Below are 21,327 nucleotides of genomic sequence, written 5' to 3'. Positions count from 1 at the left end.
GCCTGCCAGAGAGGACTGACGTCCTGAAAACACTCGCACTCTTCCCACTATGGGAAGAGTGCTTTTTTACCACACATAAGCATTCACTGATATTGTCAAGATTGGTCAAAGACTGTACAATAAAAAAGTGAAACTGTCACCTGTGATGATCGTACAATTGAGTATAGGGCAAACTATCATACGTGCTCTCATTGTTCATGATCATATACGAAGGAGTGATTTTCCCCCATGTTCTTTCACCCCATGGACTTCCTGATTTTGATCGCGTTCGGCCTGTCGCTGTGGGCCCAGTTTCGCGTCAAGGGAACGTTCAACCGCTTTGCCGATGTTCCCGCGTCTTCCGGCCTGACCGGTGCGGAAGCGGCACGCCGCATGCTGGACGCCAATGGCCTGACGCACGTTCCAGTTGAACACATCCCCGGTACGCTGACCGACCACTACGACCCGATTTCCCGCACGGTTCGTCTGTCCGATCCGGTCTACTTTGGCAATTCCATCTCGGCAATCTCCGTCGCCTGCCACGAGGTAGGACACGCCGTGCAGCACAAGGTCTCCTACCCGATGCTGGTGGCCCGCCACCGCATCTTCCCGGTCGTCAACTTTGCGTCGGGGGTTGCACCGCTGCTGCTTTTGGCCGGCTTCTTCTTCAAGGCAGCCAATCTGCTGCTGCTGGGGATCATCTTCTTCTCCGCAGCCGTCGCCTTCCAATTGATCACGCTGCCGGTCGAGTTCAACGCAAGCAGCCGCGCCAAAGACATGATGGTCAAAATGGGCTTCATCCGCAACACGGAAGAACGAGGCGTCAACAAGGTGCTGGGCGCCGCTGCGCTCACCTATGTGGCCGCCGCGCTGATCTCCGTGCTCGAACTGGCCAAATACGTAATGATCTTCAACAGCTCCAACGAAGACTGATAAATCTTGCAGCACATGCACGAACAGGTACAGCCTCCTGTTTTTAAGGAGGCTGTACCTTTTTCCTTATATCCGCTACGATAGGTGATGAAGCTTTACATAGGTATAATGGATGTGAACGTGGCTCGGTAAGCCAAACACGTCCTGCCGAATGAACGATTGCAGTTTTCCGCAACAAGAAAGGAGACAGTTGTGATGAAAATCGGATGGATCGGGCTGGGCAACATGGGGATCCCGATGGCCGGCAATCTGTTGGCTGCCGGATATGAGGTGAAGGCGTGGAACCGCACGCCCAGCAAGGCAGAGCCGCTGCTCGCGCAGGGAGCCACCCTGGCTGGCTCTTTGGCGGAACTGGCGGAATGCGATATCGTGTTTACAATGGTGAGCGATGACGAGGCCGTCAAGGCTGTCTACACCGGACCGGACGGTCTGCTCACTTCCGGTGCTCGCGGCACATTGGCCGTGGACATGAGTACGGTCTCTCCTCAGACGTCCCGCTATCTGGCCGAACAGTGCCGACAGGCGGGATTTCGCTTCCTCGACGCACCGGTCTCCGGCAGTGTCGGCCCGGCCAAGGAAGGCAAGCTGGTCATCATGGTCGGCGGCGACGAGAGCGACTATACCCAAGTCAAACCGCTGCTGGACAAGCTGGGCAAACTGGCACTTCACCTCGGCCCCAACGGTGCCGGCACGTCGGCCAAGCTGGCGATCAACCTGCTGTTGGGCATTACCGTGCAGGGAGCGGCTGAAACCCTGCTGTTCGCCCGCAGCATGGGTATCGAAGCCGAGCAGATGCTGACCATCATCAGAGAGAGCGCGGTCGGCACGCCGCTGATCCGCGGCAAGGAAGCGTCCATTCTCGCCGACAACTACCCGGCCGCGTTTGCCCTCAAACACATGGCCAAAGACCTTCGCCTCGCCCGCGAGGAAGGCGTCTCCACGCCGTTGGCCGAATCGGCGGCCGCCTGCTACCGCGCCGCGCTGGAGGACGGCATGGGTGATCTGGACGTCATGGCAATCTTGCGTTTTCTGGACCGGCAGTAACGCCGGTCCTTCAGTATGTAGACAAAGTCCGTGGTGTCATGTGTGATGGTGCCCGCTCGCTCGCTAGGCCCATCACTTCATGTCACGTACTTTTTCTCCCACTTCGGTTGATCATCATGTTTCCATTTCCCGCTGGGGTTTTTGACGGAAGAAGCTGAAAAACACCCAGCCGGCGTTGATGAACAGCAGGGCACTGGTCATCAGAAACACCCCGTTGATGCTGATGAAACCGGCCAGGAAGCCGCCGATCATCGGTCCCAGCATGCTGCCCATGCTGACAAAGCTGTTGTTGTACCCGTACACACGGCTGATCATGTGACTGGGCGTGAGTCGGCGCAGCAGAGCATTGACAGCGGGCAGCAGGCCGCCAAGCGACAAGCCGAGCAAAAAGCGAAGCACCACCAACTGGGTGACGTTTGCTGCCAGAGCCTGCGGCACGAACAACACGGCTGCAAACAGCAGGCTGCCAAACAAAACGCGATGGGAACCGTAGCGGTCTCCCAACCGTCCCAAGAGGGGCGCCGCCAGCACGTTGGCGATGCCGGTAGACGCCTGGACCACACCCGCCCAGAAGGCGACGTTTCCCTGCTGATGCAAAAGCTGTGCAATGAAAATCGGCAGCACCGGTACGATACTGAACAAGGCAAACTGGATCATGATCGTCACGAAGAAGACCGTCGGCAGCTCCCTGGAAGAGAAAATCTTGCGAAAGTCATCAGACAGACTGGAGCGTTCCTTGGCCTTCGGGGGCACAAATGTTTCCTTTACGGTAAACGTAATCACCAGCGTCGCCAACAGGACCAGGCTGCCGGTCACGACAAAGATCATGCGGAACCCGATTCGATCGGCCAACACCCCGCCGATCAGCGGTCCCATAATGGAGCCGGCGGTCACGAACGACTGCAACAGCCCCAATGCCCATCCCGCTTTTTCCCGAGGCGCATTGGAGGCGACCAGAGCCGTGCTGGCCGGGACAATTCCTCCCACCGTTCCGTTCAAGAGGCGCAGGGCCAAAAGCTGCCACAAACTCCCGGCAAAACCGGTCGCCGCGATGATGACGGACATGAAGTAACCGGAGCGCAAGATCATGATTTTGCGGCCGTACTTGTCAGCCAGATTGCCCCAGATCGGGGACACCAGACTGGCGGTCAAAAAGTTGGCGCCAAAAATGACTCCTGCCCATGCGGTCACTTCATGCGGGTCTTCCACCCCGAAATCCTGCTGGATATACAGCGGCAAAAACGGCATGATCATGCTCATCGCCATCATGACGACAAACAGCGCCCCGCACAATACATACAAGTTGCGTTTCCACGTTTCCACGGGCGCCCTCCTCCTTTCCGGTGCGAGGAAACGCGACTGCCTCGCCGTCTCCTCGCGGCCCCGCGCGTTTCGTCCACTGGCCGGGTTCCCTATGACACCGGATGCTCTGCTGTGGGAGCGCCCAGATCCTGTACGCTCCACAAATTATGATACACACCTTTTAGCGCCAACAATTCTTCGTGTCTTCCCTGTTCGACGATCCGCCCCTCTTTCATGACCACGATCTTGTCCGCGTGGGTGATGGTGGAGAGGCGGTGGGCCACGATGATCGTGGTGCGCCCTTTGGTCAAGCGGGCCAGCGATTCCTGAATCATGTGCTCAGACTCCAGGTCGAGTGCTGATGTGGCTTCGTCCAGGATCAAAATGGCCGGATCACGCAGAAAGACGCGGGCGATGGCAATCCGCTGTTTCTGCCCGCCGGACAGCTTGACTCCCCGCTCGCCCAGCTCGGTGTCGTATCCATCGGGCAGTTCCATGATAAACTCGTGGGCGTTGGCCGCCTTGGCCGCTTCGATCACGGCCGCTTCATCCGCGTCGGGATCGCCCATCAGGATGTTTACCCGCGCTGACTCGCTGAACAGGATGTTGTCCTGCAGCACCATGCCGATGTGGCTGCGCAGATTCTGCTGCTGCACGTCGCGAATGTCAACACCGTCGATGGTGATCCGTCCTTCCGTCACGTCCCAGAAACGGGGCAGCAAGCTGATCAGCGAGGTCTTGCCTCCGCCCGACATGCCGACGATGGCGACCGTCTCGCCCGGATTGATCGTCAAATTGACGCGATCCAGCACCAGCGGCCCATCCTTGCGATAGCGAAACGAGACGTTTTCAAACCGGATTTCGCCGCGAATCCGCCCCGTCTGCGGATCGACCGGGAGCCGGCCGGCGCCGGGCTTGTCGACGATATCGTACGACTCGTCGATAAATTCAAACATCCGATCCATCGAAGCAACGGCCTGTGTCAGCGTGGTGGAGGAGTTGACCAACCGGCGCAGCGGCGTATAGAGGCGTTCCAGATAGGCGTAAAACGCCACCAGCGTCCCGATGGTGAGCGTTCCCCCGATTACCTGGTAGCCGGCGTAGGCGATCACCATGAGCGGCGCAATGTCCGTCACCGTGTTGACGGCAGCAAAGGTGTTGGCGTTCCAACGCGTATGCTCCAGCGCCTTTTGCAAAAAGCGGTTGTTTTCCTTGGCGAACACCCGGGATTCGTGCTCCTCCAGGGCAAAGCTGCGCACCAGCGACATGCCGTTTACGCGCTCGTGCAGGTGTCCCTGCAGGTGGGCCAGGGCGGCCGAGCGCTCCCGCGTAAGCTGCCGCAGCCGCTTGTAAAAGTATTTAACGGACACCGCGTACAGCGGAAAGACCAGGATCGCGACCAGCGTGAGCTTGACGTCCATGTACAGCATCACACTCAGGGTCAAACCGATCGTGATCAGGTCCAGCCAGATGTTCATCAGGCCCGTTTCGATAAAGGACTTGGTTGACTCCACGTCGTTGATTACCCGGGAGACCACTTCCCCTGTCTTGTGGTTGTTGTAGTAGCGCATGGAGAGCCGCTGCAGGTGAGTGAACAGTTGGTTGCGAATGTCAAACAAGATGCGGCTGGACACCCACTGGGCGAAGTACTGCCGCCAGTACTCCACAGGCGCTCGCACAACGGTAAAGACCACAAACGCCACGGCCATCAGCCAGAACAGTTGAGTCAGCTTCTCCTCCCGGGGCAGGGGGCTGGGCAGCAGGTCATCAATCACGTACTTGATCATCAGCGGCAATAGCAGCGGTATCGAAAATTTGATGATGCCGATAAAAATGGTTCCCAGGATATGTTTCCAATAGGGCATGACGTATGCCATGTAGCGCCGGATGCTGTTCACGGTCGTCCCTCCTTTTGCCAGTTCCCGCTTTCCCTCCTACATGTATTCGTTCCGGGACAGGTGATGACCGACAAACAAGGAAATCCCTCTCCCGGCCGTTCGGGAAAGGGATCATACCTCGTCATCGCGCACCAGCAGGTAACGCTCGTACCAGCGTTGGACAAATCCGTTTTGAAAAGGGCCACGCCGCAAACGGACCCAATCCAGCACTTCCCGGAGAGCGGTCTGCACGCGTTCGACGACAAACGGAGGGTAGTTCATCTGCTTGCTGTGCAGCAGAAACTCCTCTTCGTCGAGAATCGTGTAAGTCATGTCGGGAAATACCTTGACGTCCAAATCGTAATCAATGTAGCTTAACAGATTTCCTTTCAAGCTAAAAGGCGAACCAATGTTGCAGTAGTAATAGATGCCGTCATCGCGAATCATCGCGATCGTATTAAACCACTGTCCGCGGCCAAACGTGCAGATGGCAGGCTCTCTCGTCCGCCATTCCCGGCCGTCTGCCTCTGTTACCTTGACCCGGTCGTTGCCTCCAATCACGACCGCATCGCTGGAATGAATCAGCGTCGTCTTATCCCAGATGCGGTGCAGTGAATGGTCGTGTTTAAAACTTTCAATGCGGATAATGGAGCCTGGAGCTGGCGACATGACTCTCCCCTTTCTTCTCTTCTCTGTATGAATGGGGATAAGCCTCCCTTAACTTAAGAAGAGAGCTTTTTGGAAAGTGTAACATATTTTTGCATCTCGTAGCCAAGTGAATAGTAAAAAGGGAGAACCTCCGGGTTGTCCTGATTCACCATGATCAAGACGCGATGGACGCCCCGTTGCCGAAAGCGTTTTTCAATCGCCTCCACCAGCTTCCGCCCGATGCCGGTCCCCTGCAGGCGGGGAGTAACGGCCAGGCGGTAAAAGTAGGCGCGTGATCCGTCTATCGTGCCGACGACCACCCCTACCACTTCTCCATCCTTCTCCGCAACCATGACCAAATCGCTGTCCCAGGCCAACTGTTTGGCCAGGTCGTTCAATGACTCCGTGTCCGATTCTTCCAAACCGGTTTCCTGCCAAATACGCGTTATCGCCGAATAGTCACCGAGCCGAAACGGTCGAATCAGCATACGTTGCCTCCTTCGATGCCTTCTGTTCTTATTGTACACCACTTGGACAACTTTGTCTCCGTATGAACGCGAGAAACAGGTCGCAATTGGGAATACAAACCCGTCGGCCCGGCCCAAACGGCCCAAACGGACTTAGGTCAGCAGCGACAGACCGCCGTCCACGATGAGGGTCTGGCCGCGGATCATCCAGGCCTGATCGGACAACAGGAACATCACCGCATTGGCCAGATCGTCCGGCTCCACGATGCGGCCAGCCGGTGTACGCGCCGCTGAGTGGGCCAGGAGCTCCTCGCGGTTGGGGAAGTGACGGAGCGCGTCGGTGTCCACAGCTCCCCCGGACACCGCGTTGACGACAATGTTGTACGGCGCCAGTTCGACAGCCAGGTAGCGGGTGAGGGCTTCGAGTGCCGCTTTGGACACGCCGACAGCGGTGTAGTTGTCCAGCACGCGAATTGAGCCAAGGCTGGAGATGCTGACGATTTTCCCGCCCTCGCCGTTCTTCATCATTAGTTTGGCCGCTTCCTGTCCGCAGAACAACAGGGCCTTGCTGTTAATCTCCATCGTCCAGTCCCAGTGATTCTCTTCCAGCTCCATGAGCGGGCGCATTACGCCAGACGCGGCGTTGTTCACCAGTACGTCCAGGCGGCCGAACTCCCGGTCGATTTCGGCAAACAGTTCTTTGATTTTGGCCACATCGCCCACGTTTGCCTTCACCAGGTGAACGCGGACACCCAGGGCTTCCAGCTCCGCCGCTGTTTCCCCGGCGGCCGTGCGGTTGCGCAGGTAGTTGAGCACCAGGTCATATCCCTGTTCCGCCAGTCGACGGGCGATCGCCTTTCCGATCCCCCGGGTTCCGCCCGTAACGAGCGCCACTTTTCGGTTTGTATGCATGAGGGTTTCCTCCTATCACACCAACTATTAATATCAGGTACCAAAAAAGAACATTCTCATTATACACCGTGACTGTCTGAATTGCCACCTGACCACTTGCTCCCAGACAGCGCGACTTCAGGCATGGAAGCGGCAGCGGACAGCCATACTATGCGAAACAGCTTGTGCCTGACGGCGGGGAAGGAGTGTTTTCATGTTTATTGGCCGCGAACTGTCGGAACTGACGATGACACCGCTCTCCCAATGGGAAGTAAACGAATTGCTTTACTACCATCACGCCATGTCTCAACTGGCAGCCTATCTCAATGCTGAAGGATGTTCGCTCCACGCCCGCATCATCCGCGAACTGGAATCACGCGGACCAATCGGCGGCGATGGCGGCGGCTGGGATCACGCGTCTGCGCCGATTTACGATTGAACAAAAGGAGGGAATGAAAAATGAAAACAGAGACTCGTCAATGGGGCATCATCATCGGAATCGTGGCAATCAGCCTTGCCGCGATGATCGGACTTTTGTACATGTTTTGGTAACCCGCCACCAGGCTGTCCGGCTCCCGTTGTAGGCCGGCACTGCGCATTGTTGTCAGAAAATACTTTCTTCTTTAAATTGGGCAAAAAATACTTTACATCAAGAAAAAGTTGCCATATGCTAAGATTACGATTTTTCCCTCGAATGGAAAGGAGGTTGTGCTGCTATGATGTTCAAAGGAAATCTCGACCGAAATGATTGGCTCACAGTTGTTCCAACTTCATACGGCAACGCCTCCCGGACGGACGAATCGTAACAGGACTCGTTTCTTTGCCATACCCCTTTCGTCGCATACCCGACCGCAGGCGCTGTCGCTTGCGGTCTTTTTGTTTCCTCGTTGCTGGAAACACGACCGCAGCCGTTTGGCTTGCGGTTTTTTTCTTGAAAGGAGGTGAGACGGATGGTATTCCACTTCTTGTTTTTCACAGTGAGGATTGAGCGCAAAAAGTCAAGCGCCAATCAGCGTGCCGCCGAGTACCAGCGCTCCCGCTATCTGCAGGAACGCGCCGAAGCTCAGGCGCTCGAAGCCGCCCGATATCCGGAATTTCTCACTCGCGTGTAACGCGCATATATACCTTGAGGAGGGTGTTCTTATGAGCAGCAAGCAAAGACGTCAAAGGATGCGGTTCACGGGAGTCAAATCGATAGAGGGCGGCTGACTGAACCAGACAATTTGCACAGGAGGGATTTGGTCATGTACATTCCGATGATTTTCTTTGCCATCATCATCGAAAGACGCGTGATCTCTACGGATGAGCGCGAAGCCCGCTACAGGCAGCAGCAGGCGATTAAGGCATGGGAAGAGCAGCGCATCTATCAGGCGTCCCAGTTTCCCGAGTACTGTACGCGGCTGTAATCGCAAAGACACTTCACCTGCAAAAAAGCGACCGGTCACCGGTCGCTTTTGATCGTTTCCAGGATTTTTTGATGAGCCACGGGAAACGCGAGCCCAGCCAGTTCGTCCGCTGTCGCAAACCGGGCGTTCGGCGGCAAATCGTCGCCCTCGATCCAGTCGCACTGCCACACTTCCATGTGCCACTGCAGGTGGGAAAACGTATGTGTCAGCTCCATCAGCGGCTCGATCACCTCCACGTCCACCCCGAACCGCTTCCTGAGCCCCTGTAAAAGCGCCTCCTGCTTCAGGGAACGGGTGTCAGCGTCCGTCTCCACCATGGGAAACTCCCACATGCCGGCCAACAGCCCCTGCTCCGGACGCTTGTTGATCAAGACGGCATCCCCCCGCTTGACCACCGCCACCTGCAATCGGACGAGACGCGGCGGTTTGGCCTTGCCTTTGACCGGCAAATCGTCCTGTACCCCTTCCTTCCGGGCGAGACAGTAGTCAAACACGGGACAGGTGAGACACTGCGGCGTACGCGGCAGGCAGACGAGAGCGCCCAGCTCCATCAACGCCTGGTTGAAATCACCTGCTCGGCCATGCGGAATCACCTGCCGCACGAGGTGTTCCACCTTGACGCGGGTCGCCGGCTTGGCGATGTCGTCCGTCAGGTAGAGCAGCCGGGAAAAGACGCGCATCACGTTGCCGTCCACGGCCGGCTCCGGTTTTTCGTAGGCGATGCTCAGAATGGCGCCGGCGGTGTACGGTCCGATGCCTTTCAGCGTGGCGATCTCTTCTGGCGTATCGGGAATGACGCCGCCGTAGCGTTCCTGCACCTCCCGCGCGGCCGCCTGCAGATTGCGGGCGCGCGAGTAGTAGCCAAGCCCTTCCCATGCCTTCAGCACTTCCTCCTCCGGCGCTTCGGCCAACGCGGCCACGGTGGGGAACTTGGCCATGAAGTTCTGGTAGTACGGCTTTACCGTTTCCACACGCGTCTGCTGCAGCATGATCTCTGACACCCAGACGCGGTACGGATCGCGGTTGATCCGCCAGGGCAAATCCCGTTTCTGGGAATCGTACCAGGCCAGCAGATCGCGGGAAAAGCCAAACACGTGAAACTCTTCCGGTAACGTATACGTCAATGCCTTGCGTTTTTTACCTGCCATCAGATTCCTGCTTGCTCCTTTTGTCAGCCAAATCGATCGGGCGAAACGCCCAGATGTTCAGCTTGGCGGCCCCTCCCGCGATGCACTCGCAAAACGCCTGATCGGCACGCCGCCACTGTTTGATGCGCTCGTACTGCTCCACCGTTTCCACGTCAAACGCTTCGACGAACAGGCCCGGCTGCTCCAGGCCTTCCCAATGCCGGTACTGACGGGCACCCATCGCTTCCATCCTTCCGGCCATGGAAGCCAGCAGCTCCAGGCATCGGTCCCGCTTCGACTCGTCCGTCTTGTATTCGATAAACACGGTAAGCACAGCTTCTTCTCTCCTTTCGGTCCCTTCCATCATACCCGTCTGAGCGACAGGGAACAAGCGCGCATTTTTTTCGACTGTGAAGGGGAAATCTCACGCCCAAATCGCTATAATAAGGAATAGAACCGGCAGGATCAAAGGAGGGAGAACACGTAATTCATGGACACCGCCACACACTTTGTCATGGGCTTCGGACTGGCCGGTCTGGCCCACCTCGATCCCGTTGTGGCCGCGACGCCGGGTTTGGCGGAGGCGGTGGCGCTCGGCACCGTCATCGGCTCTCAAGCTCCTGATTTGGACGGTTTTACCCGCATCCGGGGAAGCGCCGCCTACATCCGCCATCACCGGGGAATCTCCCACTCCATTCCCGCTCTGTTTGTCTGGACGGCAGCGGTGTTTGCCCTGGTACAGGCGATAACACCGCAGACGCACTGGCTTCACCTGTTGGGCTGGATTTTTGCCGCGGTCGTGCTGCACGTTTTTGTCGACCTCTTTAACGCGTACGGAACCAAAGGCCTTTATCCCTTCCGCGACAAGTGGATCGCCTGGAACACCATCTTCATCTTCGACCCGTTTATTTTTGGCGTACATGTGGCCGGCCTGATGCTGTGGGGCGCAGGCGCGGCTCCGGGACCGCTGTTTTTCTGGATTTATGTGCTGATCGCCTGCTATTACGTCTGGCGCGGCCAGGCGCATAAGCGGACGACCGCACTGGTCAGGGAAAGCATCGGCAAGGAAGGCACGTACACCGTCATTCCCACGCTTTCCTGGAACCAGTGGACGTTTGTCATCAGGACGGAGCAGCACTGGTACGTCGGGGAAGTGCACGGCGGGGAGGTCACGATCCTCGACGTGTTTGCCGTCAAACCTGAAAACGAGCTGGTGGCAGCAGCCAAACAAAGTCCCAAGGTACAGGCGTTCTTATCGTTTACCCGCTACGCCCACGTGGAGACAAAGGAACAGCCCTTCGGCTACGAAGTGAAGTGGTTTGACCTGCGCTACCGCGCCCGCTTTCAGGGCAAGAGCCACTACATGTTTGTCGCCGTCGTCTATCTGGACAAGGAACTAAACATCCGCGACTCGTTTGTCGGCTGGATTCACCGCGGCGAGGAGCAGTTGGCCAAAAAACTGGACCCCGAAAAAGAGATTCAGCTTAACTAACGACCGTTTGACCGTAATAAAAGCGCGTGCCCTGAGGGGCAGGCGCTTTTTTGCATACCTTTGGCGCGTCATGTCACAACATCAGTCCGTCCCCGCGCCAAATTGCCAGATCACGTGGCTTAAGCTGCCCAACTGGAAGCTGAGGTGCAGCCGTTGGGCGCGGCGGTCGTCGTCGGCTGCTCCCATGGCGTAGAGAAGCGGAACAAAATGTTCGCTGCCGTGCCGGGGAACGGCCCAATTCGCATAGGGAGCCAGCTCCCGGTAGCGGTACAAGGCGGGCAGATCCCAGGCAGTCAGTGTTTCCGCGAGCCATTCTTCAAACTGGACCGCCCACTCGTCCGCCTGCCCCGGTTTGGCCCACATGTTTATTTTGGCAAAGTTGTGCACCGTACCGCCGCTGCCGATGATCAGGATGTCACGCCGGCGCAGCGCGCGTAATCCCCGGCCAATGTCGTACTGTTCTTGGGGAGTGAGGGCAGGGTTGACGGACATGGGCACTACGGGAATGTCGGCATCCGGGTACATCAGCCGCAGCACGACCCAGGCCCCGTGATCCAACCCCCGCGACGGATGGAAGCGGACCGAAACGCCTGCCGACCGCAGCAGGGCCGCCGTCTCTTCTGCCAGCAGCCGATCACCATTAGCGGGATACTGGATCTCATACAGTTCGCGGGGGAAGCCGCCGAAGTCGTGAATGGTACTGAACACGTCGGCTGAACCGATTTCCTGAACCGGACTCTCCCAGTGAGCGGAAAAAATCACGATGGCCCGGGGACGTTTCAATTGGCCGGCCAACTCCTTTAACGCATCCGTATACGTGTTTTTCTCAACGGCCAGCGTGGGCGCTCCGTGGGCGATAAACAGGGATGGCAACATGTATGTTCACTCCAATTTACTTTTGTCAGTAGATTACTTTTTGTAACCATCATACCAGATGTGATCGTTTTTTACTATCCCCGTGTTTCTCCCATTTTTTACGCGCTGAGAAACGGTGTCTGCCGCGCCCTTCGCTCAGGCGGTCGTCTTCACTGGGTTGACGGCCGCCCGTCATCTGCCTGCGGCACTTCGCTCGCCAACGTAAAAAAGGCATGCCGCACAAAAACGGCATGCCTCATTCATTCACGGACCGTCAATCGTAATTACTTTGCTGCTTCAAAGCGCTTGCTTACTTCGTCCCAGTTGACGACGTTCCAGAAAGCGTTGATGTAGTCCGGGCGTTTGTTTTGATACTTCAGGTAGTACGCGTGCTCCCACACGTCCAGACCGAGGATCGGCGTTTTGCCTTCCATGATCGGGCTGTCTTGGTTCGGAGTAGACGTGATGGCCAGCTTGCCGCCGTCTACGACCAGCCAAGCCCAACCGGAACCGAAACGGGTGGTTGCCGCTTTGGTGAACTCGGCCTTGAAGTTGTCAAAGCTGCCGAAAGCCGCGTTGATCGCGTCAGCCAGCGCGCCGGACGGAGTGCCGCCGCCGTTCGGGCTCATGATTTGCCAAAACAGGGTATGGTTGGCATGGCCGCCGCCGTTGTTGCGAACCGCCGTGCGGATGGACTCCGGCAGTGCGTCCAGATTGCTGATCAGTTCCTCTACGCTCTTGGATTGCAGATCCGGATGACCTTCCAGAGCAGCGTTCAGGTTATTCACATAGGTAGCATGGTGACGTCCGTGGTGGATCTCCATGGTTTGCGCGTCGATGTGAGGCTCCAGCGCGTTGTGCGCGTACGGCAGTTCAGGAAGTTGGTGTGCCATTCTTCATTCCTCCTCGTGATATGTATGGGTCAAGCTACCACTTATTATAATGCAAGCAGAGCACTTTTACAACAAATCGGTATGCTAAGTATCGTAATCTATCAGCATATATCACGCAATACTATCTTGCAATGCGGAACCGCCGTGCTAGACTTGGAGTATTCCATATTTCCAACAGACAGGGTGATTCTTCGTGGACTTGGACGTAACAACGATCTTGTTTCTCGCATTCTTCGGTTTCGTGGCTGCCTTCATCGACAGTACAGTGGGAGGGGGAGGTCTGATCTCCCTGCCGGCGCTGCTCGGTCTCGGCATTCCCCCGTATCTGGCACTGGGGACCAACAAGCTGGCGGGAACCATTTCGTCGGCGACCAGCTCGTTTACCTTCATCCGGATGGGCAAATACGACAAAAAGCTAATGATCCTGCTGTTTCCCGTTTCGCTGATCGGGGCCTACCTGGGGGCCAAAACGGTCCTGTTTGTCCCGCAGGAAGTGCTGAAAGTACTGGTCATCGTGATGATGGCCGCCATTTTTGTCTATACGCTTATCAACAAACGGTTTGGTGAACAGTCCAGCTATAAGGGACTGACCACATTTTCGCTGGGATTGGGGATTCCCCTGACGTTTTTGATCGGCTTTTATGACGGTTTCTTTGGGCCGGGGACCGGTTCCTTTTTCGTTTTCCTGATGGTGCTCCTGTTTGGCTACGACTTTGTGATCGCCGCCGGAAACGGGCGGATTCTCAACCTGGCCAGCAACATCGCCGCGCTGTTCGTCTTTATCGTCGAAGGCAAGGTGATTTTCCTCACCGGCCTGACAATGGGGCTCGCGATGCTCTTGGGCGCCACCCTCGGCGCGCGGCTGGCGATCAAGACGGGCGTCCGCTACGTCCGCCCGCTGTTTTTGCTGGTGTCCATCGGCCTGATGACCAAAATGATTTACGAGCTGATTTTCACGTAGACGCGAGAATCGGCATGCCGGCTAGCAAACGGAGCCGGACCAATACAAAAAGCTTGGCGCATCGGCCAAGCTTTTTCATTTTTCATTCCCTTTTCGCTGTTTCAGGCGCACGATGATGCCGTCGATCAACAGACCGATCCCCGCGCCGTAAAACGGACTGGCGAAGCGAATGCCTTCGCTAATCGGCAGTTCTTTCAGATAAACGATGACCACACCGAGAATAAACCCGATCATCGTAAAGCGCAGACGGGTCGGACCCATTCATCCCCACCGCCTTACTTGCCGAATTTGTTGGGCAGCTTCATGTTTTTCATGTTGCGGCTCATTTGCTTCAGCTGTTTTTGATTCAAATTGACGCCCATCGCGCGGGCCATCGCCTGCAATTGCTTTTCATCCATCTGCATGTTCTGCAATTGCTTCTTCAGGTAATACGTGCCGCCGGCAAATCCGCCCACCAGGCCAATAATCAGCGTAACGATCGGAATTACCCAGTTGTACCAAGCCATTGATTCATTACCATCCTCTATTGGAATTACAGTCGTACCTATTGTACCACATCTGCCGCCGCTGTACATCGCGGACATGGGGAAGATCGAAAGGTTGAAAGGTTACCCGCGGCATTCCGGCGCGAACCACAGGTGCACCGGTATCAATCCGCGGCGTACCGCGTCAGCGGGGTGTCGCTCAGCCCCGAATAATTCTCTCGGGCCGATACACTCAAAAGGTCGTCCTCGGGAAAACGGTAGGCGGTCAGCATTCCGCCAAACACGCAGCCCTGGTCGATATTGAGCGTGCCGTTTTTACGTTCCGGTTGGGGCCGGGGGTCGTGCCCCCAGATGATCAGCGGATGGGTCGTTTTTCGTTCTGCCGCCCAATCCCGGCGGATCGGCCGGCCGTCCGCTCCCGTGCCGGCCACGTCTCCGTAACGGCAAAAGGTTTGTACGGCTGGAGACTCCATCCCGATGTAATCGTCGCGGATGCCGGCGTGAACCGCTACCGCTTCCAGTTTTCCGCCGTACTTGATCATCATGTGCGACGGGGAGGAAAACAGCAGCCGCCTGCTCTGCTCTTTCAGGAGCAGCGCGTTTTTCGTTCCGTACTCCTGCTCAAAACGGCGAAACTCCTCTTCCACTTTTTCATCGCCATGCGCCAGCGTAACCGGTCGCCCGTCCAGCCAGCGGGCAATCTTCCACCCGTGGTTGCTGTCCACCATCTCCGCTACGCCGATTTCGACGTGGCGGATGAAAAACTGCAGCATCTTGATCGAATTCGGCCCTCGACTGGTAATGTCTCCAAGCGAAAGAAGCGTGCGGCCGCGGGGATGGCGGTACGTCCCGTCGTGACTGCGCTCGTAGCCAAGTCGCTGCAGCAGCTCCATAAATTCGTCGTAACAGCCGTGTACGTCGCCGATGATATCGACACCCTTGTTCGCCACCAGCATTTTGGAGCGCATCCTCGGTTTGCGTTTCATGCCCATCCCCTCCTTTCCACATAACTATTATTGTCTATTGTTTACCATAAAAAAGAAAAAAACTCACCCCCCTTTTTTCCGGGGTGAGACAGACTGAAGACAAACTGTACTTTTTCAATGAGATTCCACAAGGAAACGATCTTTCCATCGTTGTCCGGCCGAAAGGCCTGCACATTGATCAACCGAAGGTGGAGATAAAGTACGGGCATGGAGTGATGGGTCAAGCGAGCTCCTTTGACGACCTGCTCAGCGGAAAAACGAAAGACGCGGGGAAAACAGGGGGCACAAGTCTCACTTCATCGAAATACTTCCACAGTAAAAGACATGCAATGCTCCTCATGAACTTCGATCGTAAAGTTTTGACATTATTGTTAAATGATTCTAAAATATTAACATTCACCGTCCCAGTCACAATGGAAAAAAGCCGTACAGGAGGAGTGCCTCTTTGCAAAAAACGGTAACGCTCTACTCATTTTTACTCGTCACGTTTCTATTTCTTATTTGCCTGGGTACTCCTAAAGAATTCTTTGCATCCGACGAGAAACAGAATACAAAGATAAGAGAAACCGTCCAGTTTCCCGCAGATTTTTTCTTGCCAAACCTGCAAGAGCAAACCTTTGAGTTCGTCTACACGGTTTCTGGATATAGTTTGCAGTACGAGTTGTACCGCTATCCTGAATTTCGGATTCTCACCCATGAGGAACATGCAAACTGGCAGCACCCTCACACCCTTCACGATTGTTTCTTCAGCTATGAACAAAGCCGGGAATCGCGTGAACTGCCCAGTCGTAAACAGGTTGGCGAGATGTTTCAGGTTGACCTCAACGATGTACGAGAACTCACGCCCAAGCTGCGCCTGTATGGCAACACGCTGCTCGAATACGAGGCTGACGGAATAACCGGGTACTGGGTGCTCAATCTTAACAGCACAGAACCGTTATCTGTACCCACGGCAAAACTACAGCAGCTTATGGATTTTCTAAAATCAGAGCAGATAAGAGACGGACGGATTATCGTAGTAGATCTGGAGAGTACTGATCAGGTCTGGTTTGGTTTTCCACGCCATCAGTGGATCTGCAAGGTGACTGTTTCTGCCGATGATTTGGCAAGTCTCCCGAATATGCTAAACGGGATGGGCAGAACCAATTTTCAGGAGAATGAACCATCAGTACAAGCAGAAAAATGACTTGATGATTAGCTGGTACAATTACAAAAATAAGCATCCCAACCATTCTTAGGTGAATCGGGATGCTTTTCTGTTCATTATGTGAGGTACTTTAGTCCGGTGTAACCCTTACTATCATTTTACATGCTTGATGCGCCAGTGCTGCGGACGGGGGGCAGTCCCAGCACTCCACCGTCACACGAGATTGTGTTTATGCACGTAAATGGCCGCTTGTGTTCGGTCCTCCACATCCAGCTTGGCCAAAATGTTGCTGACGTGCGTTTTGACGGTTTTGATGCCGATAATCAGCTCGTCGGCGATCTCCTGGTTGGATTTCCCCTGGCCGATCAGCTTCAGCACTTCCAGCTCACGCGGGGTGAGCTGCTCATGGGGCAGCGGCTCCTGACCGTGGCGAAAACGGGCCATGATCTTGCCGGCCACGCGGGATTCCAGCACCGGTTCTCCGGCCACGGCGGCTCGGATAGCGCGGGCGATTTCAGCAGCGCGCGAGGTCTTCAGCAGGTAGCTGAACGCCCCTGCTTCGATCACCGGGTATACCTTTTCGTCGTCGATGAAACTGGTCAGCACGATCACCTTGCAGGAGGGACACTGCTCCCGGATGCGGCGGGTGGCTTCCACGCCGCCGATGCCGTCCATGACCAAATCCATCAGGACGACATCCGGTTTCAGCTCCACCGCCAGCCGTACGCCTTCCTCTCCGCTCGCCGCTTCGGCCACCACCTCTATGTCTTCTTCCGTGGACAGATAGGCGGCCAGGCCCATCCTCACCATCTCGTGATCATCCACCAACAATACACGAATCACGGATGCTCACTCCCTTCCTGTTCCGTTTGCGGCATCACCGGGATGCGCACCTCGATTTGCGTCCCTTTGCCTACTGCAGAGTAAATGTCAAGCGATCCGCCCAATTCCGCCACGCGCTCGCGCATGCTCCGAAGACCATAGGAGGTCAGTTTTTCGCCTTCCGGATTAAACCCGACCCCATCGTCCGTCACCCTTAGCCGCACCTGTCCCTGCAGCGTAAACAGCTTCACCGCGATCTGGTTGGCGCGGGCGTGGCGCAGCGTGTTGGAAAGGGACTCCTGCAGGATGCGGAACAGATGATCTTCAATGCCGCTGGGCAAGCCTTCGACGTCTTCGATTTCCCAGGAGATCGCGAGTGTATTTTTCCGCGACAGTTCTTCCAGCAGATCGACGATCGCTTCCTTCAGGGTCTTGTTCTGCAGCGTGGCCGGACGGAGATGCAGCAAAAGCGCTCTCATCTCCGCCTGGGCCGCCGCCGCCATCTCCTCCACCAGCTCTATCTGCTGGGCAGCGCGCTGCGGATTTTTCTCCACCAGCCGCTTCAAGGCGGCCGTGGTCATCGCGATGGCAAACAACTGCTGGCTGACGGCATCGTGCAGCTCCCGGGCAAGCCGCTGCCGCTCTTCCGTAACGGCTGCCTGTTTCAACTGCTCCGCCAGCGCCGCGTTGTGATTGGACAGCCGCTGCAGCGACGCCACCTGCTCTTCCCACTGCGACGCCAGGCGGTTAAACTGCCAGCCCAGCTCGCCGATCTCGTCCGCGCCCAGATCGGGAACGCGGTAGGACAAGCGGCCGCGGCTCAGATTCATGGTCGCTTCGCCCAGCACGTACAGCCGCTTTTTCAACAGATTGCCGAAAATGTAGCCGCTGATCACGCCCAGCACCGTCCCCACGGCAAGCGAGACGGCAAAGGCTGCCAGCATGATCACCCAATCCGGCTCCGCCGGCAGTTGTATTTGCAGATTGGCGGCAAACCATTGGCTCAGTTCCGGGTCGTCTACCAATGTCGAGTAGAGGAGACGGATCTTTGGATCGTTGGCCCAGGCGATGTGCATCAATAGGAAACAGAGGAACGTGGCGGTTACCGTGCCGATGACCAGCATCAGGCCGAACCGCACATACTGCCATTGTACGCTCGCTAATCGCTGTCGACGCATCGGTCAGTACCCCCTAGATGTACTTGACTTTTATATCGCCGACAAGCAGCGAGAGTTGTAAATGGACTTTTTGAGCGGCCTGCTCGTACTGCTCGGAGCGGACCATCACACTGCGGCTGATGCCGCCTTGCCGGTGTCCAAACACTTCCAGGTCGCCTAAGCTCACCTCGGCTGTAACGGCAACCGGCATGTCGACCGGCACGTAAATGGTGACGTCCCCCACCCAGCCGTCGACAGTCAGGAACGCTTCCTCCTGCATCACCATCGCCCGCGACAGGTCGATCACCACATCCCCGATGCCGTGCCAGATGTGCAGTTCATTCAGCTCAAACCTGCCGGACGTAAGATGAAAATCGCCGATCAGGGAACTGCGGGTATCCTTGGGCCGCAGAATGCTGCCGGGGTGATGGGTCTTAACCCGTTCCTTGTAGACAGGCCCGTATTCTGTTGGCTTGGCCGAGCGTGCCGCCTTATCGTGAAACGACTTATCGTCGGGCGCGTCCCATTTCGGGGAGAAACTGCTCATGTCACCGAGCGTATCCACCCGTCCGTCGCGCCGCTGCGAGCGCCCCCGGATCAGGCGGAAGCCAAAGTAGATCAACGCCAGAGGGACGAAGAAATGGAACAGCTCATGGAATCCCACGCCGAACCACATCTCCAGCGCAATCAGGATGCCAAATCCGGCCAAAAGACCGCCTCTGATGCGTTTTCGCTTCTCCCACATGCGCGCGCCGACGTACACCAATATCATCGGCCACAGGCTAAACAAACTGAACGAAATGATATGCAAGGTGTCGAGCAACAGGCCAATGCCCGTCAAGATGATCAGAACACCAGCCGTCATTTTGTGCAAGCGGGACAGTTTCACAGGAGTCTCCTCTCTTACGCCCCATGCCGCTCATTTTCCTTCCAAACTGTTACGGCATGTATAGATAAACGCAGGCGGAATGTTCAACGGCGTGAAATCAGTCTCGACCCGTTGAAAACGCGCCTGCAGCTCCGATTTCAGTTGCAGTGAGTATTGAAACGTGATGAACAGCCCATCAGGGGCCAGCGCGGATTCAATTTGGTCCAGAATGCCGGTACGCAGCGTTTCCGGAAAGATGGCAAACGGAAGGCCGGAGATGATTACGTCGGCTTTGCCCAACCTCATTTCCTCCATATACTGCCCAAGCTTTAAAGCCTCTTCCCGAATCGGCACGTCGGGAAACCGGTCGCGCAGCATGGTCCGAAACTGATGATCACGCTCAACCAGAAGGTAACGGGCGTCCGGCCGCTTCTTTTGGAGAATGGCCTGCGTAAACACGCCCGTGCCCGGCCCCAGTTCAACGATGACGCCAGCGTTTGCCCAATCCACATGGGTCAGCATGCGCGCGCAGAGAAAACGGGAACTGGGGATGATGCTGCCGACTCGGCCGGGTTCGGCAAAAAACCGTCGTAGAAACACCAAGAAGTCTGACAAAAAAAGGACCTCCTCTAGGGGAAAAGCAGCCTGTTTCCCAGGCTGCCTTAGGTTCAATTCTACATCAAACGCCGCCGTTCCTCTCGCTTACGCTTGTTCCGGATGCTGTGGCGTTTCCTTTTTATCAAGCAGGGAGGCTTTGATCTGCGCCAGTTCCGCATCCAGCTCGTCCTTCTCCCATTTGCTCAGCGAGTGGTCCAGGCCTGCGTTGGTCAGGCGCCACTGGTCGCTGAGATCCGCTTCCGCCTCCATGCGCATCACTTTTTCTTCCATCCGGGCAAATCCGCGGCTCGCCGTTTCGCTCCCCATCCCGACAATGGCCTGATTTACCTGTTTTTGCGTCTTGGCTACTTGGGCGCGGGCCATCAGGGTGTATTTTTTCGCCCGCATCTTGTAAAACTCTTCTTTCAGCTCAGCCAGCTTTTCGCGCATCTTTTGCGCTGCGTCCGAAGCGGACTGATAGAGCGTCTCGTACTCCCGGGCACGCGCTTCGTACTGTTTCTTGTCGGCAAGCGCGCGGCGCGCCAGTTCGTCTTCACCCTCGCTAAGCGCCAGTTTTACCTGGCGATCCCGTTTTTCCACGAAGGCCAGCGCCTCTTCCCACTGCTGACGGAACTTCTTCTCAAGCGCCACCTGGCGGGCGACGGCCACTTCCACCTGTCCGATCTCCACTTCCATGTCACGCATGTACTGGTTCAGCATTACTACCGGATCTTCCATAGAATCCAGCACGTCATTCACCGAAGCCACAGTCAAATCACGCAAGCGTTTCAAGATACCCATCGTCACTTCTCCTCCTCATCATACCATATGATTCTCGTTGGATTAACAACCTTGTCCTGCGATCCGGCCATGCCGACGCGAGGATTACGGCTGCTGCCGCCTGGTTACACTTTTCTCCCATCGATCCAATACGTCATCGTCTTGCAGCACGCGCTGTGCCCACTGCCGCTCCCCGACGGTCGGAACCGTTTGATCCGGCACATCCCGTTGGCGAAGCAGGCGGAAGCCCAGGTACATGACACCAATGGCCAGCACGGCGTGGAACAAAACATGCAATTTGCCGATCAGCATCAGGAACCCGATCAGAAGGATCAGGCCGCCGGTAAACCGGGAACCTGAGCTGCTCATCATTTTGCGGGCGCCGTACAACATGATCAGCCCGGGAATCAGCACGCGGAGCAGCTCACTGCTGTCAATGCCAAGCTGATCGAGTATGACTAATCCCCCAATGAGCAGCAGGATCAGTCCGAGAAGCACTTTTCCAGACCGTTCGCTCATTAACTGCTTACCCTCCCATCGACTTTGTTTGGGTGTCACCCTTATGGCTTTATTGTAGACGGCTGACAGGTCTCGTCATAACGGGCGGGCG

Annotated in this window: 26 protein-coding genes; 8 read left to right on the top strand and 18 right to left on the bottom strand. The window is 56.4% G+C overall.

Annotation, left to right across the window (positions count from 1 at the left end):
* The first annotated feature begins 228 nt into the window (after positions 1 to 228).
* On the top strand, positions 229 to 912 hold the full coding sequence (locus tag IRT44_RS09115) for a zinc metallopeptidase (protein ID WP_171565049.1): 684 nt from the start codon (positions 229 to 231) through the stop codon (positions 910 to 912).
* A gap of 195 nt (positions 913 to 1,107) precedes the next feature.
* A complete protein-coding gene (locus IRT44_RS09110; protein WP_230077800.1) occupies positions 1,108 to 1,956 on the top strand; it encodes an NAD(P)-dependent oxidoreductase in 849 nt (282 codons plus the stop codon).
* Between the two features lie 114 nt (positions 1,957 to 2,070).
* On the opposite strand, the gene IRT44_RS09105 is transcribed toward IRT44_RS09110, so the two are convergent.
* The 5 genes from IRT44_RS09105 to fabL form a co-directional block, all read right to left on the bottom strand.
* A complete protein-coding gene (locus IRT44_RS09105; RefSeq protein ID WP_171565051.1) occupies positions 2,071 to 3,279 on the bottom strand; it encodes an MFS transporter in 1,209 nt (402 codons plus the stop codon).
* Between the two features lie 89 nt (positions 3,280 to 3,368).
* Positions 3,369 to 5,135 carry an ABC transporter ATP-binding protein gene (locus IRT44_RS09100; protein WP_230077872.1) on the bottom strand — a complete coding sequence of 589 codons (1,767 nt, stop codon included), beginning with the start codon at positions 5,133 to 5,135 and terminating at the stop codon, positions 3,369 to 3,371.
* Positions 5,136 to 5,267: 132 nt separating this feature from the next.
* Positions 5,268 to 5,804 carry a DUF402 domain-containing protein gene (locus tag IRT44_RS09095; RefSeq protein ID WP_171565052.1) on the bottom strand — a complete coding sequence of 179 codons (537 nt, stop codon included), beginning with the start codon at positions 5,802 to 5,804 and terminating at the stop codon, positions 5,268 to 5,270.
* A 53-nt stretch (positions 5,805 to 5,857) separates the two neighbouring features.
* Positions 5,858 to 6,271 carry a GNAT family N-acetyltransferase gene (locus IRT44_RS09090; protein WP_171565053.1) on the bottom strand — a complete coding sequence of 138 codons (414 nt, stop codon included), beginning with the start codon at positions 6,269 to 6,271 and terminating at the stop codon, positions 5,858 to 5,860.
* A gap of 132 nt (positions 6,272 to 6,403) precedes the next feature.
* Positions 6,404 to 7,162: an enoyl-[acyl-carrier-protein] reductase FabL gene (fabL, locus tag IRT44_RS09085; protein WP_212132667.1), complete on the bottom strand. Its 759-nt coding sequence runs from the start codon at positions 7,160 to 7,162 to the stop codon at positions 6,404 to 6,406.
* A gap of 193 nt (positions 7,163 to 7,355) precedes the next feature.
* Here fabL and IRT44_RS09080 point away from each other — a divergent pair, with 193 nt between their 5' ends.
* From IRT44_RS09080 to IRT44_RS09070, 3 genes are all read left to right on the top strand, one after another.
* The gene (locus IRT44_RS09080) at positions 7,356 to 7,580 is read left to right on the top strand and encodes a hypothetical protein (RefSeq protein ID WP_230077799.1); all 225 of its coding nucleotides are present in this window, start codon (positions 7,356 to 7,358) and stop codon (positions 7,578 to 7,580) included.
* Positions 7,581 to 8,091: 511 nt separating this feature from the next.
* Positions 8,092 to 8,253 carry a YrzI family small protein gene (locus tag IRT44_RS09075; protein ID WP_171565056.1) on the top strand — a complete coding sequence of 54 codons (162 nt, stop codon included), beginning with the start codon at positions 8,092 to 8,094 and terminating at the stop codon, positions 8,251 to 8,253.
* A 132-nt stretch (positions 8,254 to 8,385) separates the two neighbouring features.
* Positions 8,386 to 8,547: a YrzI family protein gene (locus IRT44_RS09070; protein WP_171565057.1), complete on the top strand. Its 162-nt coding sequence runs from the start codon at positions 8,386 to 8,388 to the stop codon at positions 8,545 to 8,547.
* Between the two features lie 35 nt (positions 8,548 to 8,582).
* Here IRT44_RS09070 and mutY read toward each other — a convergent pair whose 3' ends face one another.
* Both mutY and IRT44_RS09060 read right to left on the bottom strand, forming a co-directional pair.
* Entirely contained in the window at positions 8,583 to 9,695 is a 1,113-nt protein-coding gene (gene mutY / locus IRT44_RS09065) for an A/G-specific adenine glycosylase (RefSeq protein ID WP_230077798.1), read from the bottom strand.
* Entirely contained in the window at positions 9,685 to 10,008 is a 324-nt protein-coding gene (locus tag IRT44_RS09060) for a hypothetical protein (protein ID WP_171565059.1), read from the bottom strand. The genes mutY and IRT44_RS09060 overlap by 11 nt, the downstream gene beginning before the upstream one ends.
* Before the next feature lie 156 nt (positions 10,009 to 10,164).
* Between IRT44_RS09060 and IRT44_RS09055 the strand changes: the two genes are divergently transcribed.
* A complete protein-coding gene (locus IRT44_RS09055; protein ID WP_230077797.1) occupies positions 10,165 to 11,166 on the top strand; it encodes a metal-dependent hydrolase in 1,002 nt (333 codons plus the stop codon).
* Positions 11,167 to 11,247: 81 nt separating this feature from the next.
* Here the strand turns inward: IRT44_RS09055 and IRT44_RS09050 are convergent, their stop codons facing one another.
* Positions 11,248 to 12,042: a dioxygenase family protein gene (locus IRT44_RS09050; RefSeq protein WP_230077796.1), complete on the bottom strand. Its 795-nt coding sequence runs from the start codon at positions 12,040 to 12,042 to the stop codon at positions 11,248 to 11,250.
* Between the two features lie 263 nt (positions 12,043 to 12,305).
* Positions 12,306 to 12,914: a superoxide dismutase gene (locus IRT44_RS09045; RefSeq protein WP_171565062.1), complete on the bottom strand. Its 609-nt coding sequence runs from the start codon at positions 12,912 to 12,914 to the stop codon at positions 12,306 to 12,308.
* Positions 12,915 to 13,107: 193 nt separating this feature from the next.
* Here IRT44_RS09045 and IRT44_RS09040 point away from each other — a divergent pair, with 193 nt between their 5' ends.
* On the top strand, positions 13,108 to 13,875 hold the full coding sequence (locus tag IRT44_RS09040) for a TSUP family transporter (protein ID WP_171565063.1): 768 nt from the start codon (positions 13,108 to 13,110) through the stop codon (positions 13,873 to 13,875).
* Positions 13,876 to 13,950: 75 nt separating this feature from the next.
* Here IRT44_RS09040 and IRT44_RS09035 read toward each other — a convergent pair whose 3' ends face one another.
* The 3 genes from IRT44_RS09035 to IRT44_RS09025 all read right to left on the bottom strand — a co-directional run bounded on the left by IRT44_RS09035 (position 13,951) and on the right by IRT44_RS09025 (position 15,346).
* Entirely contained in the window at positions 13,951 to 14,136 is a 186-nt protein-coding gene (locus tag IRT44_RS09035) for a hypothetical protein (RefSeq protein ID WP_171565064.1), read from the bottom strand.
* A 14-nt stretch (positions 14,137 to 14,150) separates the two neighbouring features.
* Positions 14,151 to 14,381, bottom strand: a complete 231-nt coding sequence (locus IRT44_RS09030; protein ID WP_171565065.1) for a YneF family protein — start codon at positions 14,379 to 14,381, stop codon at positions 14,151 to 14,153.
* A 143-nt stretch (positions 14,382 to 14,524) separates the two neighbouring features.
* Positions 14,525 to 15,346 (bottom strand): bis(5'-nucleosyl)-tetraphosphatase PrpE, encoded by an 822-nt coding sequence (locus IRT44_RS09025; protein WP_230077795.1) that lies wholly within the window; start codon positions 15,344 to 15,346, stop codon positions 14,525 to 14,527.
* 445 nt (positions 15,347 to 15,791) lie between these two features.
* Between IRT44_RS09025 and IRT44_RS09020 the strand changes: the two genes are divergently transcribed.
* A complete protein-coding gene (locus IRT44_RS09020) occupies positions 15,792 to 16,532 on the top strand; it encodes a hypothetical protein (protein ID WP_230077794.1) in 741 nt (246 codons plus the stop codon).
* A gap of 174 nt (positions 16,533 to 16,706) precedes the next feature.
* On the opposite strand, the gene IRT44_RS09015 is transcribed toward IRT44_RS09020, so the two are convergent.
* The 6 genes from IRT44_RS09015 to IRT44_RS08990 form a co-directional block, all read right to left on the bottom strand.
* The gene (locus IRT44_RS09015; RefSeq protein WP_171565067.1) at positions 16,707 to 17,336 is read right to left on the bottom strand and encodes a response regulator; all 630 of its coding nucleotides are present in this window, start codon (positions 17,334 to 17,336) and stop codon (positions 16,707 to 16,709) included.
* Positions 17,333 to 18,493, bottom strand: a complete 1,161-nt coding sequence (locus IRT44_RS09010; protein ID WP_171565068.1) for a HAMP domain-containing sensor histidine kinase — start codon at positions 18,491 to 18,493, stop codon at positions 17,333 to 17,335. The genes IRT44_RS09015 and IRT44_RS09010 overlap by 4 nt, the downstream gene beginning before the upstream one ends.
* Positions 18,494 to 18,506: 13 nt before the next feature.
* Complete coding sequence (gene liaF / locus IRT44_RS09005) at positions 18,507 to 19,361, bottom strand: cell wall-active antibiotics response protein LiaF (protein ID WP_171565069.1); 855 nt, start codon at positions 19,359 to 19,361, stop codon at positions 18,507 to 18,509.
* Positions 19,362 to 19,391: 30 nt separating this feature from the next.
* On the bottom strand, positions 19,392 to 19,955 hold the full coding sequence (locus IRT44_RS09000) for a class I SAM-dependent methyltransferase (protein WP_171565070.1): 564 nt from the start codon (positions 19,953 to 19,955) through the stop codon (positions 19,392 to 19,394).
* Positions 19,956 to 20,042: 87 nt separating this feature from the next.
* On the bottom strand, positions 20,043 to 20,738 hold the full coding sequence (locus IRT44_RS08995) for a PspA/IM30 family protein (RefSeq protein ID WP_171565071.1): 696 nt from the start codon (positions 20,736 to 20,738) through the stop codon (positions 20,043 to 20,045).
* Between the two features lie 84 nt (positions 20,739 to 20,822).
* The gene (locus IRT44_RS08990) at positions 20,823 to 21,236 is read right to left on the bottom strand and encodes a LiaF transmembrane domain-containing protein (RefSeq protein WP_171565072.1); all 414 of its coding nucleotides are present in this window, start codon (positions 21,234 to 21,236) and stop codon (positions 20,823 to 20,825) included.
* Between the last annotated feature and the right edge of the window lie 91 nt (positions 21,237 to 21,327).

Origin of the sequence: Brevibacillus sedimenti (assembly GCF_020923495.1) — a bacterium.
Taxonomy (GTDB): Bacteria; Bacillota; Bacilli; order Brevibacillales; family Brevibacillaceae; genus Brevibacillus; species Brevibacillus aydinogluensis.
This window is presented reverse-complemented; position numbering and strand designations above follow the sequence as displayed.